The sequence below is a fragment of the Variovorax sp. KBS0712 genome (genome assembly GCF_006323185.2).
Taxonomy (GTDB): Bacteria; Pseudomonadota; Gammaproteobacteria; order Burkholderiales; family Burkholderiaceae_C; genus Variovorax; species Variovorax boronicumulans.
The window spans coordinates 816,285-830,784 of the sequence record NZ_VCCD02000002.1; the positions used below are offsets into that span (position 1 = coordinate 816,285).

General features: G+C 69.9%; 15 protein-coding genes, 1 tRNA gene and 1 pseudogene. 8 read left to right on the forward strand and 9 right to left on the reverse strand.

The genetic code is table 11. The annotated features are described in order from the left end of the window. The first annotated feature begins 15 nt into the window (after positions 1–15). From FFI97_RS20710 to rbsD, 3 genes are read left to right on the forward strand one after another with little or no spacing between them, the layout of a single operon-like run. A complete protein-coding gene (locus FFI97_RS20710) occupies positions 16–1,095 on the forward strand; it encodes a LacI family DNA-binding transcriptional regulator (RefSeq protein ID WP_139704815.1) in 1,080 nt (359 codons plus the stop codon). After that, a complete protein-coding gene (gene rbsK / locus FFI97_RS20715; RefSeq protein WP_139704817.1) occupies positions 1,092–2,051 on the forward strand; it encodes a ribokinase in 960 nt (319 codons plus the stop codon). The genes FFI97_RS20710 and rbsK overlap by 4 nt, the downstream gene beginning before the upstream one ends. Further along, positions 2,048–2,443, forward strand: a complete 396-nt coding sequence (gene rbsD, locus FFI97_RS20720) for a D-ribose pyranase (RefSeq protein WP_139704819.1) — start codon at positions 2,048–2,050, stop codon at positions 2,441–2,443. Before rbsK ends, rbsD begins: the two co-directional genes overlap by 4 nt. A 3-nt stretch (positions 2,444–2,446) precedes the next feature. On the opposite strand, the gene FFI97_RS20725 is transcribed toward rbsD, so the two are convergent. Together FFI97_RS20725 and FFI97_RS20730 are read right to left on the reverse strand one after the other, a co-directional pair. Continuing rightward, a complete protein-coding gene (locus FFI97_RS20725; protein ID WP_139704821.1) occupies positions 2,447–3,424 on the reverse strand; it encodes a glycerophosphodiester phosphodiesterase family protein in 978 nt (325 codons plus the stop codon). Between the two features lie 10 nt (positions 3,425–3,434). Next, positions 3,435–4,349 carry an MOSC domain-containing protein gene (locus FFI97_RS20730; protein WP_409574637.1) on the reverse strand — a complete coding sequence of 305 codons (915 nt, stop codon included), beginning with the start codon at positions 4,347–4,349 and terminating at the stop codon, positions 3,435–3,437. Positions 4,350–4,406: 57 nt separating this feature from the next. On the opposite strand from FFI97_RS20730, the gene FFI97_RS20735 reads away from it, so the two are divergent. The 3 genes from FFI97_RS20735 to FFI97_RS20745 are packed head-to-tail and all read left to right on the forward strand — an operon-like array spanning position 4,407 to position 8,161. Beyond that, complete coding sequence (locus tag FFI97_RS20735) at positions 4,407–5,534, forward strand: FAD-dependent monooxygenase (RefSeq protein ID WP_139704825.1); 1,128 nt, start codon at positions 4,407–4,409, stop codon at positions 5,532–5,534. A gap of 46 nt (positions 5,535–5,580) precedes the next feature. Further along, a complete protein-coding gene (locus tag FFI97_RS20740; protein WP_062481991.1) occupies positions 5,581–6,300 on the forward strand; it encodes a DsbC family protein in 720 nt (239 codons plus the stop codon). Between the two features lie 4 nt (positions 6,301–6,304). Beyond that, a complete protein-coding gene (locus FFI97_RS20745) occupies positions 6,305–8,161 on the forward strand; it encodes a M61 family metallopeptidase (protein WP_139704828.1) in 1,857 nt (618 codons plus the stop codon). Between the two features lie 7 nt (positions 8,162–8,168). Here FFI97_RS20745 and FFI97_RS20750 read toward each other — a convergent pair whose 3' ends face one another. Next, the gene (locus tag FFI97_RS20750) at positions 8,169–8,777 is read right to left on the reverse strand and encodes a DUF2325 domain-containing protein (protein ID WP_144004496.1); all 609 of its coding nucleotides are present in this window, start codon (positions 8,775–8,777) and stop codon (positions 8,169–8,171) included. Between the two features lie 133 nt (positions 8,778–8,910). Between FFI97_RS20750 and FFI97_RS20755 the strand changes: the two genes are divergently transcribed. Further along, a complete protein-coding gene (locus FFI97_RS20755) occupies positions 8,911–9,690 on the forward strand; it encodes an enoyl-CoA hydratase (protein WP_062481985.1) in 780 nt (259 codons plus the stop codon). Between the two features lie 45 nt (positions 9,691–9,735). Here FFI97_RS20755 and FFI97_RS34030 read toward each other — a convergent pair whose 3' ends face one another. Both FFI97_RS34030 and FFI97_RS20765 read right to left on the reverse strand, forming a co-directional pair. Continuing rightward, positions 9,736–11,001, reverse strand: a complete 1,266-nt coding sequence (locus tag FFI97_RS34030) for a hypothetical protein (protein ID WP_260685085.1) — start codon at positions 10,999–11,001, stop codon at positions 9,736–9,738. Next, complete coding sequence (locus FFI97_RS20765; protein ID WP_139706648.1) at positions 10,998–11,672, reverse strand: sigma-70 family RNA polymerase sigma factor; 675 nt, start codon at positions 11,670–11,672, stop codon at positions 10,998–11,000. The genes FFI97_RS34030 and FFI97_RS20765 overlap by 4 nt, the downstream gene beginning before the upstream one ends. 167 nt (positions 11,673–11,839) lie before the next feature. Between FFI97_RS20765 and FFI97_RS20770 the strand changes: the two genes are divergently transcribed. Beyond that, positions 11,840–11,916, forward strand: a tRNA-Met gene (locus FFI97_RS20770). Positions 11,917–11,987: 71 nt separating this feature from the next. Here the strand turns inward: FFI97_RS20770 and FFI97_RS33660 are convergent. From FFI97_RS33660 to dmpG, 4 genes and pseudogenes are all read right to left on the reverse strand, one after another. Further along, positions 11,988–12,155, reverse strand: a complete 168-nt coding sequence (locus FFI97_RS33660) for a hypothetical protein (protein WP_185993673.1) — start codon at positions 12,153–12,155, stop codon at positions 11,988–11,990. Positions 12,156–12,410: 255 nt separating this feature from the next. Continuing rightward, positions 12,411–12,608 (reverse strand): annotated as a pseudogene (locus FFI97_RS20775) (2-hydroxymuconate tautomerase); the annotation flags it as partial. A 33-nt stretch (positions 12,609–12,641) separates the two neighbouring features. Beyond that, positions 12,642–13,430, reverse strand: a complete 789-nt coding sequence (dmpH, locus tag FFI97_RS20780) for a 2-oxo-3-hexenedioate decarboxylase (protein ID WP_139706650.1) — start codon at positions 13,428–13,430, stop codon at positions 12,642–12,644. After that, on the reverse strand, positions 13,427–14,500 hold the full coding sequence (dmpG, locus tag FFI97_RS20785; RefSeq protein WP_139706652.1) for a 4-hydroxy-2-oxovalerate aldolase: 1,074 nt from the start codon (positions 14,498–14,500) through the stop codon (positions 13,427–13,429). Before dmpG ends, dmpH begins: the two co-directional genes overlap by 4 nt.

Genomic DNA, 14,500 nt, shown 5'->3' on the forward strand with positions numbered 1-14,500 from the left:
GGAACCCACACAACCATGGCCACCATCAAGGACGTCGCACTCCAAGCGGGCGTTTCCGTCACCACCGTGTCGCACGTCGTCAACGACACGCGCCACGTGAGCGCCAAGGTGCGCGAGCGCGTCGAGCTGGCGATCCGCGAACTGGGCTACGTGCCCAACGCGATGGCGCGCAGCCTCAAGAGCAACACCACCTCGACGCTGGGCATGCTCATTCCCAACAGCTCGAACCCCTACTTCGCCGAGATCGTGCGCATCGTGGAAGACCGCTGCTTCGGCGCCGGCTACACGCTGGTGCTGTGCAACACCGACGACGAGCCCCGGCGCCAGAGCGTGTACCTGCAGGTGCTGGCCGAGCGCCGCATCGACGGGCTCATCGTGGTGTCGACCGGCGCCGACGAGGACGACTCGCTCGCCACCCAGCTGCGCGGCCTGCGCATTCCCACGGTGCTGGTCGACCGCGAGATCGCCGACCCGGCCTGCGACCTGGTGGAAACCGCCCACATGCAAGGCGGCCTGCTCGCCGTGCGGCACCTGCTGTCGCTGGGCCACAAGCGCATCGCCTGCATCGGCGGGCCGCTGGGCGTGACCTCGAGCGAGCAGCGCATCGAAGGCTGGCGCATGGCACTGGCGGAAACCGGCTCGGCACCCAACGCCGACGCGCTGCTGTGGCGCGGCGGCTTCACCAGCCAGGGCGGCTACGAGGCGATGCACGCCATCCTGCGTACCGAGCAGAAGCCTTCGGCCGTGTTCGTGTGCAATGACCTGATGGCCATCGGCGCGCTGCGCGCCGCGCATGAAAGCGGCGTGCGCGTGCCCGACGAACTGTCCATCGTGGGCTTCGACGACATCGAGTTGTCGGCCTACACCAGCCCGCCGCTCACCACCGTGGCCCAGCCCAAGGAGCGCATCGGCGCGCTGGCGGTCGACATGCTGCTGGAGCGCATGGGCGGCAAGCGCCGCGACGCGCGCAAGGTCGTGCTGCAGCCCGAGCTGCGCGTGCGCGCCTCGACCGCGCGCCACGCGGGCTTTCGCGAAACCGGCGTGACGCCCACTCCTTCCACCACCGCCACACCTTCCAAGTCCCGCACCTCGTGAGCCTTCAGCCTCTTTCTTCCTCCACGCCGCCGCGCATCGTGGTGCTCGGCAGCCTGAACATGGACATCGTGCTGCGCGTGCCGCACGCGCCGGCCGCGGGCGAAACCCTGCTGGGCCGCTCGATCGACGCCATCCCCGGCGGCAAGGGCGCCAACCAGGCCGTGAGCTGCGCACGCCAAGGCGCGCAGGTGCAGATGATCGGCTGCGTGGGCGACGACGCACATGGCGCGGCCCTGCGCGAGGCGCTCGCGCGCGACGGCATCGACACCGCCGCGCTGCGCACCGTGGCGGGCGAGCCGACCGGCACGGCGCTGATCCTCGTGGAAGACAGCGGCCAGAACCGCATCGTGATGATCCCCGGCGCCAACGCGCGCGTCGCCATCGACGAAGCCTCGCTGACGCAGCAGGTGCAGGGCGCGGCCTTCCTCGTCGCGCAGTTCGAGACCCCGATGGACCAGGTGACACGCGCCATCAACGCCGCGCACGACGCGGGCTGCGCGGTGATGCTCAACCCCTCTCCGGTGCAAGCCATCGCCGAGGCGCTCTGGCCCCGCATCGACACGCTGGTGGTCAACGAGATCGAGGCGCAGACCCTGTCGGGCCAGAACGCCGACAGCCCCGAAGAAGCAGCGCAGGCCGGCCAGGCACTGCGCGCGCGCGGCATCGCCCGCGTGGTCGTGACGCTGGGTTCGCGCGGCGCCGTGGCGGTCGACGCCGACGGCGCGCGCCACCATCCCGCGCCGAAGGTGCAGGCGGTCGACACCACCGCCGCCGGCGACACCTTCCTGGGCGCGCTCGCCGTGGCGCTGGGCGAAGGCCAATCCTTCGACGAAGCCGTGCGCCTGGGCATCCGCGCCGCCGCGCTGTGCATCCAGCAGCCCGGTGCCCAACCCTCCATTCCGCTGCGCGACGCCGTGCTGCGCAGCCCCCTACCCCCCGACTGGATCACGCTGTGAAACGCTCTCCCCTGCTGCACGCCGAACTCTCCCACGTGATCGCCTCGCTGGGCCACGGCGACATGCTGGTGATCGGCGACGCCGGCCTGCCCATTCCCGACGGCCCGCGCCGCATCGACCTGGCCGTGGCGCGCGGTGTGCCGGGGATCACCGATGTGCTGAAGGCGGTGCTGTCCGAGATGCAGGTCGAAGCCATCGTGGTGGCCGACGAAGCGCTGCAAGGCGACGCGAAGGCGCTGCCGGGCTGGTACCCGCAGTCGCTGGGCATCGCACCGCAGACGGTGTCGCACGAGGAGTTCAAGCGCCGCAGCGCGAAGGCCCGCGCCATCGTGCGCACGGGCGAATGCACGCCCTACGCGAACATCATCCTGATCGCCGGCGTGAGCTTCTGAGGCTCAGTTGGACGTGCGCTGGCGCACCAGCGGCCCGATCTGCTCGATGCGGTTGGTCCACAGGCCGCCCCGGTAGTCGGTCGGCAATGCCGCGAGCGCCTCGGCGCTGTCGATGCCGCCGTTGAAATCGCCGCCCGTGTAGGGACCGACCACGATCAGCTGCGTGCCCGCAGCTTCCAGCCGCTGCTGCAACCGGTGCGGCCAGCCCCAGAGCCAGGGCGCGACATTGGCGGGCACCAGCATCAGCCCGCCCCGGCACGCCTCGGGCACATGACCCGACCAGCCGAGCGCCTCGTAGCGCAGCAGGCATTGCACCAGCGCCCCGCGCGGCGCCACGCGCACGGCCGGCAGTGCCTGCTTCAACGCGACGACGGGTTCGTCGCTGCCATAGACCGCGAGCCGTGCCAGCGCCGCCGCATCGAGCGCCGCGAGGTGGCGCGCGAGCAGCCGCCCTTCGGCCGCATCGCGGCTTTTCATGTGGATCAGGAAACTCTGCGACGGAAAGGCGGCCAGCACCTGCGCCAGGCTCGGCATCAGCCCGACGCCCTGGCCGCGCAGCGGGTAGGTCTTGCCGCCATCGGCCGTGTAGCCGTGGCCCACGTCCAGCGCCTGCAGCTCGGCCAGCGTGTGTTCGCGCACCACGCCGCGGCCGTCGGTGCGGCACTCGAGCGTCCAGTCGTGGAACACCGCGAACTGGCCGTCGCGCGTGGGATGCACGTCGAACTCCACCCAGTCGGCGCCGGCCTCGAAGGCGGCGCGCATCGATGGCAGCGTGTTCTCGATCAGGCCATGCGTCGGCGCATGGATGCGCTGCGCGGTGCAGGTGTCGTTGCGCAGGTCGTGCGTGTCGAAGGTCTGGTGCACGCCGCGGTGCGCGAGCAGCTTGGGCGAGGTCTGCGGCGGCGCGACCCAGCGCGACTGGTTGCCGACGTAGAGCAGCGCCGCGACACCGGCCAATACAGCCACGAGGGCACGCCGCATGCCCAGCCCCTCACTCGAAGCGGTAGTTCGCGCCCACCACCTGCCCCACCTTGAGCATGTGCTCCACGCCCTGCACCACGATGCAGTTCATGCCGAAGGTGATGCCGCCGTCCACGCGCGCGTCGGCGCGGTAGGTGCGCAACATGTCGCCCACCTCGGGGCTGCTGAGCGCGGTGGCCGGGTCGATGTCGGGAATGGGGCAGCGCGTGCAGGGCTTGACCGGGCGCAGCTCGGCCTCGCCCTCGCCGGTGGTGACGTGTAGCGCGTCGACCCGGTCTTCGTCGTGCGACTCGATGCCGGCCAGCACGATGTTCGGGCGGAAGCGCTCGATGCCGACCGGGCCGTGGCCGGCCGCCGCCAGGCGCTCGTTGAGTTCGGCGATCGAGCCTTCGCTGGCCACCAGCAACGGGAAGCCGTCGGCGAACTGGTTCAGGGCCTCGACGCCGTCGGTCCACTTCAGGCTCGACAGGCGCTGGTGCTCGGGGTCGAAGCGCACCAGGCGCAGCGTCTGCGGCTTGCCGGGCTCCGAAAGAAAGTCGCTGAACCACTGGGCGGCGATGTCGCCCATGTCGTAGGCCGCGACTTCGTCCTTCCACACGCGCACGCGCACCGGCTGCTCGACGCGGTCGAAGGCCAGGTGCAGCGCCAGCATGCCGGGCGCGCGCAGCACGACCTCGGTGTGCTTCATCTGCGGCTGGATGAGCGCCATGCGCGGCAGCTGCCGCTGGGTGACGAACTCGCCCTGCGCATCGACCACCATCCAGGCGCGGTCGAACTCCAGGCCGGTTTCGGTGAGCAGCATCTCATTGAGCTCGACGCCGGCGCACGACTTGACGGGGTACACGAACAGGCGGGCGATGGTGGCCTGGAGATCGAAAGCGGGCGGCTGCGACACGGTGGGGGTTCCTTTGAAATCGCTGGCCATTCTCCCGCATGAACGGGTATCGGCGCCCGCGCGCGAGGCAACTCCTACAATCATCCGATGGCCCTTTCCCCCGAAGTTTGTATCCGCGGCGCCGGCATCGTCGGCCGCACGCTGGCGCTGCTGCTGGCGCGCGAACGCGTGCGTGTCGCGCTCGTGGTGCCGCCGGCCCCTGCGGGCAAGGAAGACATCCGGGCGTACGCACTCAACGCGGCGTCCCGCACCATGCTCGAATCGCTGCGCGCCTGGCCCGACACGGCCCATGCCACGCCGGTGCACGAGATGCAGGTGCACGGCGACGACGGCGGCCGGGTGCAGTTCAGCGCCGCGCGCCAGAAGGTCGAGGCGCTGGCCTGGATCGTCGACGTGCCCGCGCTCGAACAGCAACTGGCCGACGCGGTGCGCTTCCAGCCCCTGATCGACGTGGTGACCGAGCCCGTGGCCGCGCCGCTCACGGTGGTGTGCGAAGGCAAGGCCAGCGCCTCGCGCGCGGCACTGGGCGTGAGCTACGAGGTCACGCGCTACCCGCAGCACGCCATTGCCGCGCGGCTCGAGGCCGCGCACACGCACGACGGCATCGCGCGCCAGTGGTTCAACGACCGCGGCGAGGTGTTCGCCCTGCTGCCGCTGGGCGGCGTGCACGGCAAGACGCTGGCGCTGGTGTGGTCGGTCGACCAGCTGCGCGTGCCCGAGCTGGTCGCGCAAGGCGCCGAAGAATTCAATGCCGCCGTGAGTGAGGCCAGCCACGGCGAGCTGGGCTCGCTGCGGCTCACGAGCGAACGCGCCGTGTGGCAGCTGTCGCGCGCCATCGCCGACCGCTGGTCCGGCACGATGCCCGGCCAGCCCACCCAGTCGTGGGTGCTCGCGGGCGACGCCGCGCACACGGTGCATCCGCTGGCGGGCCAGGGCCTGAACCTCGGCCTGGCCGACGCGGCCGCGCTGGCCGACGTGATCCGCACCCGCGACTACTGGCGCAGCGTGGGCGACGCCCGCCTGCTGCGCCGCTACGAACGCGCCCGCCGCGCCGACGTGCTGCAGATGAGCCTGGCCACCGACGGATTGCAGCAACTTTTCTCGCACAACCTGGGTCCACTTCCTGCGTTGCGCAACTGGGGCATGCGCGGTTTCGACCGCACGCGCTTCGTGAAGCACTGGATCACCGCACAAGCCATGGGCCTGAAGGCCTGACGCCCCGCGCCCACCAGCCCTCCACCTTTTTCCCGAAACCTTCCCGATGACCTTCGTCCGCCACCTTCTCGTCGCCGCCTGCGCGCTGCTCACGCTCTCCACCGCCGGCGCGGGCGAGGCCGAGATCCGCAAGAACCTGCCGACGCACATCCCGCAACTGCCGCCCATCGAGGAAGTCACCAAGACGCCCGTGCCGGGCCTGTACGAAGTGCGCGTGGGCGGCAGCCAGCTGCTCTACACCGACGAACAGGGCAACTACCTGCTGCAGGGCAACCTGATCGATGCCAAGACCCGCCGCAACCTCACCGAAGAACGCGTCGAGAAGCTCACCGCCGTCGCCTTCGACAAGCTGCCGCTGAAGGACGCGATCAAGATCGTGCGCGGCAACGGCAAGCGCAAGGTCGCGGTCTTCGAAGACCCGAACTGCGGCTACTGCAAGCGCTTCGAGAAGGACATGAAGAAGGTCGACAACGTGACCGTCTACATGTTCCTGTACCCCGTGCTCGGCCCGGATTCGACCGCCAAGTCGCGCGACATCTGGTGCAGCAAGGACCCGGGCAAGGCCTGGGCCGACTGGATGGAAAGCAGCGTCAAGCCTGCCGCCGCAGGCACCAGCTGCAACGTGACGGCGCTGGAGCGCAACGTGGAGTTCGGCCGCAAGTACAACATCACCGGCACGCCCACGCTGATCTTCACCGACGGCAGCCGCGTCCCGGGTGCGATTCCCGCCGAGCAGGTCGAGAAGCAGCTCGCCGCCGCCAACTGATCCGATGGCGACCACCTCGACTTCCCGGCGCACGGCCGCAGCCACCGCCACGCCCGCCGTGCACTGCCGCGTCGAGTGCGCCGACCTGCATGCGCGCCTGTTCGCCGTCACGCTGACCATCGCCGCGCCCGCCGCGCAGCAGCGCGTGGCGCTGCCGGTGTGGATTCCGGGCAGCTACCTCGTGCGCGAGTTCGCCAAGAACCTGCAGGGCCTGCGCGCCACGCAGGGCCGCCGCAAGCCGGTGCTGACGCAGCTCGACAAGTGCAGCTGGCAGATCGACTGCGTGCCGGGCCAGCCGCTGGTGCTGCATTACCAGGTGTGCGCCTACGACAACTCGGTGCGCACCGCCTGGCTCGACGCCACGCGCGGCTTCTTCAACGGCACCAGCGTCTGCCTGCGTGTCGAGGGCCAGACCGAGGCGCCACACGCGCTGGAAATCGTGCCGCCCGCGCTGCCGGCCGACGCCGCGCGCTGGTCGTGCGCCACCGCGCTCGTGCCGACGAAGGCCGACAAGCACGGCTTCGGCAGCTACCGCGCCGCCGGCTACGACGAACTGGCCGACAGCCCGGTCGAGATGGGCGCCTTCTGGAGCGCCGAGTTCGAGGCCTGCGGCGTGCCGCACCGCTTCGTGATCGCGGGCGCCGCGGCCTCGTTCGACGGCGAGCGCCTCATTGCTGACACCAAGGCCATCTGCGAAGCCGAGATCCGCTTCTGGCACGGCGACAAGGCCGGCAAGCGGGGCGGCCCGAAGCTGCCGATCGATCGCTACGTGTTCATGCTCAATGCGGTGGACGACGGCTACGGCGGTCTCGAGCACCGCCACTCCACCGCGCTCATCTGCAACCGCCGCGACCTGCCGCTGCGCGGTGAAAAGAAGAAGCAGCCCGAGGGCTACACCACGCTGCTGGGCCTCATCAGCCACGAGTACTTCCACACCTGGAACGTCAAGCGCATGCGCCCGGCGGAGTTCGCCAGCTACGACTACAGCCGCGAGAACTACACGCAGCTGCTGTGGTTCTTCGAAGGCTTCACGAGCTACTACGACGACCTGCTGCTGCGCCGCGCCGGCCGCATCGACGACGCCGCGTACCTGCGCCTGCTCAACAAGACCATCAACCAGGTGCTGCAGACGCCCGGCCGGCTGGTGCAGCCGGTGGCCGACGCGAGCTTCGACGCCTGGGTCAAGTACTACCGCCAGGACGAGCAGACGCCCAACAGCACCGTCAGCTACTACACCAAGGGTGCGCTGGTGGCGCTGTGCTTCGACCTCACGCTGCGCCAGGAAGGCAAGGGCACGCTCGACGACGTGATGCGCCACCTCTGGACGCACAGCAACGGCGGCCCCATCAGCGAGGCCGACATCGCCGCCGCGCTCGAAGCCGTGGGCGGCCGCTCGTACGCCCCCGAGCTCGCGCGCTGGGTGCATTCGACCGACGAACTCCCGCTGGCCGATCTGCTGCGCGCACACGGCGTCGCCACGCTCGACGACCCCTCGCAGCCCGCACAAGCGCTCGGCCTGCGCGTGGCCGAAACCGGCGGCAGCGTGCAGATCAAGGTGGTGCTGCGCGGCGGCGCCGCCGAAAAGGCCGGTTTCTCGGCCAACGACGAATGGATCGGCATCGAACTGCCGGCCACCGGTGGTCGCGGCAAGGGCACGGCGCAACCCGCGCAGGCCTGGCGCCTCACGAAGCTCGACGACCTGGCTCTGTACCTCGGCGATGCCACCAAGTGCACCGCCCTCGTCGCGCGCGACCGCCGGCTGCTGCGCCTGCCGCTCACGCTGCCGACGGGCTCGACCACGTGGCGGCTGTTCTCGCACGACGCGGCCAAGATCACGGCCTGGCTCGCAGCCAAGCCGTAACTCGTTTTCAGGCCGGGTGATCGACGGCCGCCGCCAGCGGCGGCCGCACGAACAGCATCGGCTGCGGCTCGCCCACCAGCACGCAGGGCTTGCCGGTGCGGCGGCAGTGGTCCTGCACGCGCCAGTAGGCACCGTGGCTCACGCAGCCGGTCTGGCAGATCACGAGGTCGGCAGCGCGCAGGCCCGCTTCGAGCGCCGCGGGGTCGTCGGCCTCGTCGCCGCCGTCGTGGTGCAGGTAATGGCCGCCGGCAATCTCCACGAGCTGGCGCGCCAGCGAAGGCGCTTCTTGCGCCGCTTCCGAACGGCCCACGCACAGCACTGACTTGGCCCGCAGGTCGGCCGGCACCTGCGGCCCCGGCGGCAAGGCATGGTGGCGCCGGCCGCCCGGCGCCAGCAGCGCATGCAGGCGCTGGGGCAAGGCGCTGCCCTTGGCGGCGCGCGCCGCCAGTTCCTCGCGCACGATGGCAATCGCCGAGTCGCGCGCCACCAGCGCACCGCGCAGCCGCACGATCTGCGCCTCGAGCCGCTCGACCCGGGCGGCCTGCTCCACCAGCAGGCGCGAGCAACGCTCCTGCACCCGGGCATAGGCCCGCAACAACACGGCATGTTCTTGCATCGGGAAGTCCATGGCGGCCATTCTAGATGAGAACAATTCTCAAATGAAACACCCGCGCGTCAGCGGGCCCGAAGCCTGGCTGGGTATAGTGGGACGCGTTTTTTTCCCCACCTCCCCCGGAGACAGCGACACCATGAGCTACGAAAACATCGACGTGCGGACCGAAGCAGGCAAGGTCGGCATCATCACCCTCAACCGTCCCAAGGCCCTCAATGCGCTGAACGACGCGCTGATGACCGAACTGGGCCAGGCGCTCAAGGCCTTCGACGCCGACGACGCCATCGGCTGCATCATCCTCACGGGCAGCGAGCGCGCCTTCGCGGCCGGCGCCGACATCGCGGCGATGGCCAAGTACAGCTTCATCGACACCTACAAGGGCGACTACATCACGCGCAACTGGGAAACCATCCGCTCGATCCGCAAGCCGGTGATCGCGGCCGTGAGCGGCTTCGCGCTGGGCGGCGGCTGCGAGCTGGCGATGATGTGCGACTTCATCATCGCGGCCGACAACGCCAAGTTCGGCCAGCCCGAGATCAAGATCGGCGTGATCCCCGGCGCCGGCGGCACGCAGCGCCTGCCGCGCGCGGTGGGCAAGAGCAAGGCCATGGACATGGCGCTCACCGCCCGCATGATGGACGCCGCCGAAGCCGAGCGCGCGGGCCTCGTGAGCCGCGTGGTGCCTTTTGAAAAGCTGGCCGACGAAGCGCTGGGCGCCGCGCTGATCATCGCGGGCTTCTCGCAGATCGCCGTGATGGCGGCCAAGGAATCGGTCAACCGTGCCTTCGAGAGCGGCCTGAGCGACGGCGTGATGTTCGAACGCCGCCTGTTCCACGCGCTGTTCGCGACGCAGGACCAGAAGGAAGGCATGGACGCCTTCCTGGCCAAGCGCCAGCCGGACTTCAAGAACGCCTGATCAGGCTGGTCGTCGCGGGCCCGGCGACCGCAGCAGCGGTTGCCGTCAGCGGGCTCGCGACAGCGCCGTGCGCAGCGCGTCGAGCGCCTGCGCCGGCGGCGTGCCGATGGATGCGGGGCCGCCCGGCTGCGGCGTCCACCGCACCTGGTCGCCCGCGATCTCGAGCACGGCCAGCAACGTGCCGTCGCGCCGCAGTTCGATGCGCGCCTCGACCGGCGCACCCAACTCCCCGCCCGCCGCGGCGGCCGCACGCGCCACGGTGTTCACCAGTGCCGCGAGGCCTTCGGTGTCGCCGCGCGCCTGGCGCGTGGTGGTGCCGGCGCGCGTGATGTCGAGCGCCGTCCAGCGGTCCAGTGCCGTGAAGCCGCCGCTCGCCACGGCTTCGGTGGCTGCACGCGGCGCCGCCTTGGCGGCGGCCGACGGAGCCGGTGCGGCTTGCATGGGAGCGGCGCGGCGCTGCATGCCGGCGACATTCGCGCTGGCACCGCCTTGCGCGGCAAGCGATGGCGTCGTGTCTGCGGACTCGCGCTGCATCGGCGCTGGCGCTGCAGACGCTGCAGACGCTGCAGGCGCTACGGCCGGCGGTGCGGCTGCGTAGGGCATCGGACTCTGACCGACATCGGCCATGGGCGGCGCGGCCGGCATGGGCGCAGACGCGATGGCCGGTGCGGCGGGTGCAGGCACGGGCGCCGGGGCTTGCACCGCCGGGGCCGCGGGCGCCGCCTTTTCCATCGCCCGTGCTTCGTCTTTCTGGACCGACGCCGCCGCCGCAGGGGCTTCGCGCCGCCGCGACGCTTCACGCGTTTCCTGCGTCTCGCGCTGCTTCAGGGTTTCTTTCGCATCGCGCGCCGCTTCGCTGCGCTGCGCAGCGGGCGGTGTCATGTCCGCCGTTGCGGCCGGTTCAGCGGCTGGCGCAGGTGCTGCGGCTACTGCCGGCGCTTCGGCCGATTGAGTAGGCGGTGCCGACGCAGGCGCCCCGGCCACTTGCGCCTCGCCATCGAGCCGCGCGTCGGGCACCGGCTCGCGATGCCACAGCACGGTAACGAAGGTCGCCACGAGCACGGTCGCGAAGGCCGCGTTCCACGGCATGCGCGAGCGGGGGCTGCCGCCACCGAACAGGCGTCGCCACCACGGCGCAGCCTCCACCGCAGGGCCGGCCGCCGGTGCGGAGGCCGCGGCGAGGTTGTGCGCCATCTTCAGGATCGCCTCGCGCGTGTGGGCCGCGGGCACGGCGTCGCGGTCGGGCGCGTGGTCCAGCGCGCGGCGCAGCCGCGCGTCGTGCAGGTCGTCGTCGTCCATGCCGGTGCTCATGCGCGCTGCTCCAGCACCGACAGGTAGCGTTCCATGCAGCCGCGCAGCTTCTGCAGCCCGTAGCGCAGACGGCTGCGCACGGTCTCGAAGCCGATCTCCAGCCGGGCCGCGAGCGCGTCGACGGTCAGGCCGTCTTCATGGTGCAAGAGAAAAGCCGCGCGTTGCTCGGCCGGCAGTTCGTCCAGACAGGTCAGCAGCCGGCGCCCGGCGGCGCGCCAGAACGCCAGCTCTTCGGCCGACGGGTGCACCGACAAGTCGGTGGCCCCGTGCACGCCGCGGTCGAGCGCAGGCACCGCGTCGCCATCGTCGTCGGTCGCATGGCCATCGAGCGTCACCTCGCGCCCGCTCACGCGCAGGCGGTCCATCGCGAGGTTGTGCGCGATGGTGAAGGCCCAGGTGCGCCAGGTGGCGCCCTGCGGCGAGAAGCTGTCGCGCGCCGAGATGATCCGCACCCAGGTGTCCTGGAACACCTCGTCGGCCTGCGCGGCCAGCCGAGCGCCGAGCAGGCGCTTGACGAAGCGGAACAGGCCGCCTTCGTGGCGCGCATAAAGCACGTCGAAGGCGGCGGCGTCGCCGTGGGCGTAGGCCAGCATCAACTGATCGTCGGGCATGGCGTCGCGCTCGGTGGCGGTGCGGGCAGCAGCAGAAGGGGCGCGTGGCAGCGCAGACATCGCAGGATTGTCACCCGAGCTTGTACGGCGTACGGAGGCGATCGGGGTTAGGTCGAAACGCGATCCGACGCATCCGATCGCAGAAAAATCGAGTTGAAAACGCCGGGAGTTGAACTGGGCCCAAAGCCTGGGCTATAATTTTGGGCTCGGTGCTGAATTGCACTGACGGCTCTTTAGCTCAGTCGGTTAGAGCGATGGAATCATAATCCACAGGTCCGCGGTTCGAGTCCGTGAAGAGCCACCAACACAGCCTCCCCGCCCCGGCGGAATGGCTCAAAAAGCCCTAAGTTTTCAACGACTTAGGGCTTTTTTCGTTCAGGCGTCCGATGCCGTCTCGCCCACCGGCACCCGGTCCAGCCGGAACGCCTCGGGCTCGCAGTGCACCAGGCGCCAGCCGTGGGCGCCGTGCAGCTGCAGTTCGTCCATCACGTCCGTCAACGTGCCGATGAGTTCGGTGCCCCAGAACCTGCGTGCGCCGCGCACGGGGTTTCCATGAGATTCCTAGTGCCTGCTGAATGGAAAACGGGACCGCAGCGCCAGCTCTACGGTTTGTTGACCGATGACTTAGGAAGACGGTCCCGTTCCATCCATCGGACGAGTCCGAAAGCGGGTGCGGCAAACATAGGCACATGGCGAAACTGTGAACAAAGCCCCCAGGAGTTCGTACAAAGCACAAGGCCCTTGCCAGTCGACGACGGGCAAGGGCCTTGAAGAAGACAGCGCCGCAGCGCGAAGCGGTCAGCGTCCGAGGTCTTTGGCGGACACGCCGCCGATGCCCCAGTTTTCCTTGGGCATGTCGTGCAGCCACACGCGCACGTTCTCCTTCGGTGCGTCGACGGCCTCGACGATGGCGCGGGTCACTTTCTCGATCAGCGCGCGCTTCTGTTCTTCGGTGCGGCCTTCGATGAGGTAGATCTGGGCAAAGGGCATTCGTGTACTCCTGCTGTGTGCTTCAGTGGTTGATGCAGATCAGACGAAGCGCAGGCCCACGCTGCCCATGCCCTGCACCTTCAGCGTGACGGCATCGCCCACCTGCACGGCTACGGCCTCGGTGATGCCGCCCGACAGGATCAGCGTGCCCGCCGGAATCTCCTCGCCGCGCGCGCCCAGGTGGTTGGCCAGCATTGCAATCGCCGCGGCCGGGTGGCCGAGCACGGCGGCGCCCGCGCCGAAGGCCACGGGCTGGCCGTTCTTCTCCAGCACGATGCCCACGGTGCGCAGGTCGACCTCGCTCGCGGGCACGGCGCGCCCGCCCACCACGAAGCGCGAGGCCGAGGTGTTGTCGGCCACCACGCTCTTCAGGTCGAACTTGAAGTCGCGGTAGCGGCTGTCGATCACCTCGATGCCCGGCAGCACGAAGTCGGTGGCCGCGAGCACGGCGCCGATGTGGCAGCCCGGGCCGCTGAGCGCGCGCTTGGTGACGAACGCGATCTCGGGCTCGACCTTCGGGTGGATGAGCTCGCTCACCTTGCATTCGCCGCCTTCGGGCAACGCGTAGTTGTCGGCCATGAAGCCGAAGACCGGCGTGGTCACGCCCATCTGCTTCATCTTGGCGTGCGAGGTGAGCCCGGCCTTCAGCCCGATGATGCGGTGGCCGCGCGCGAGCTTGCGGCGGCGGATCTCGTTCTGGATGGCGTAGGCGTCGTCCCAGTCCATCTCGGGATGCTCGTCGGTGATCTTGGGCGTGTCGCGCGCCTCGAGCTCGCAGGTCTCCAGGTGCTCGGCGAGCGCGGCGATGGTGTTCTTGTCGAGCTTCATGCCGCGACTCCTTCCTGTTGCTGCTGCACGGCCTGACGCGCGCGGGCCAGCGTGATGGCCGTGTCTTCGATCATGTCTTCCTGCCCGCCGACCATGCCGCGCCGGCCCAGCTCCACCAGGATCTCGCGCGCGGGCACGCCGTACTTCTTCTCTGCGCGCTTGGCGAACAGCAGGAAGCTCGAGTACACGCCCGCGTAGCCCAGCGTGAGCGAGTCGCGGTCGACGCGGATCATGTGGTCCATGATCGGCACCACGCGGTCCTCGGCCACGTCCTGGATGCGGAACACATCGACACCGGTCTCGATGCCCATGCGGTCGCACACCGCCACGAAGACCTCCATCGGCGTGTTGCCCGCGCCCGCGCCCAGGCCTGCGGCGGCGGCGTCGATGCGGTTGGCGCCGGCCGCAACGGCCGCGACCGAATTGGCCACGCCCATCGCGAGGTTGTGATGGCCATGAAAGCCCAGCTCGGTGTCGGCCTGGAGCGCCGCACGCACGGCGCCGATGCGCGCCGTGACGTCGTCCGGCAGCATGTGGCCCGCCGAGTCGGTCACGTAGATGCAGTTGGCGCCGTAGCCTTCCATGAGCAGTGCCTGGCGCACCAGCGTCTCGGGCGAGGCCATGTGGGCCATCATGAGAAAGCCCACCGTGTCCATGCCGAGCCGGCGCGCCATGGTGATGTGCTGCTCGGACACGTCGGCCTCGGTGCAGTGCGTGGCCACGCGCACGGTGTGCACGCCCAGGCCGTGCGCCATGCGCAGGTGGTCCACGGTGCCGATGCCGGGAATCAGAAGCGCCGACACCTTGGCCTGCTTCATGAGCGGGATCACGGCGCCCAGATACTCCTCGTCGGAATGCGCGGGAAAGCCGTAGTTGACCGAGCTGCCGCCCAGGCCGTCGCCGTGCGTCACCTCGATCAGCGGCACGCCCGCTTCATCGAGCCCGCTGGCGATGTGCGTCATCTGTTCGAGCGTCATCAGGTGGCGCTGGGGGTGCATGCCGTCGCGCAGTGTCATGTCGTGCAGGGTGACGCGGCGGCCCTTCAGATTCGTGTTCGTCGTGGTGGTCAT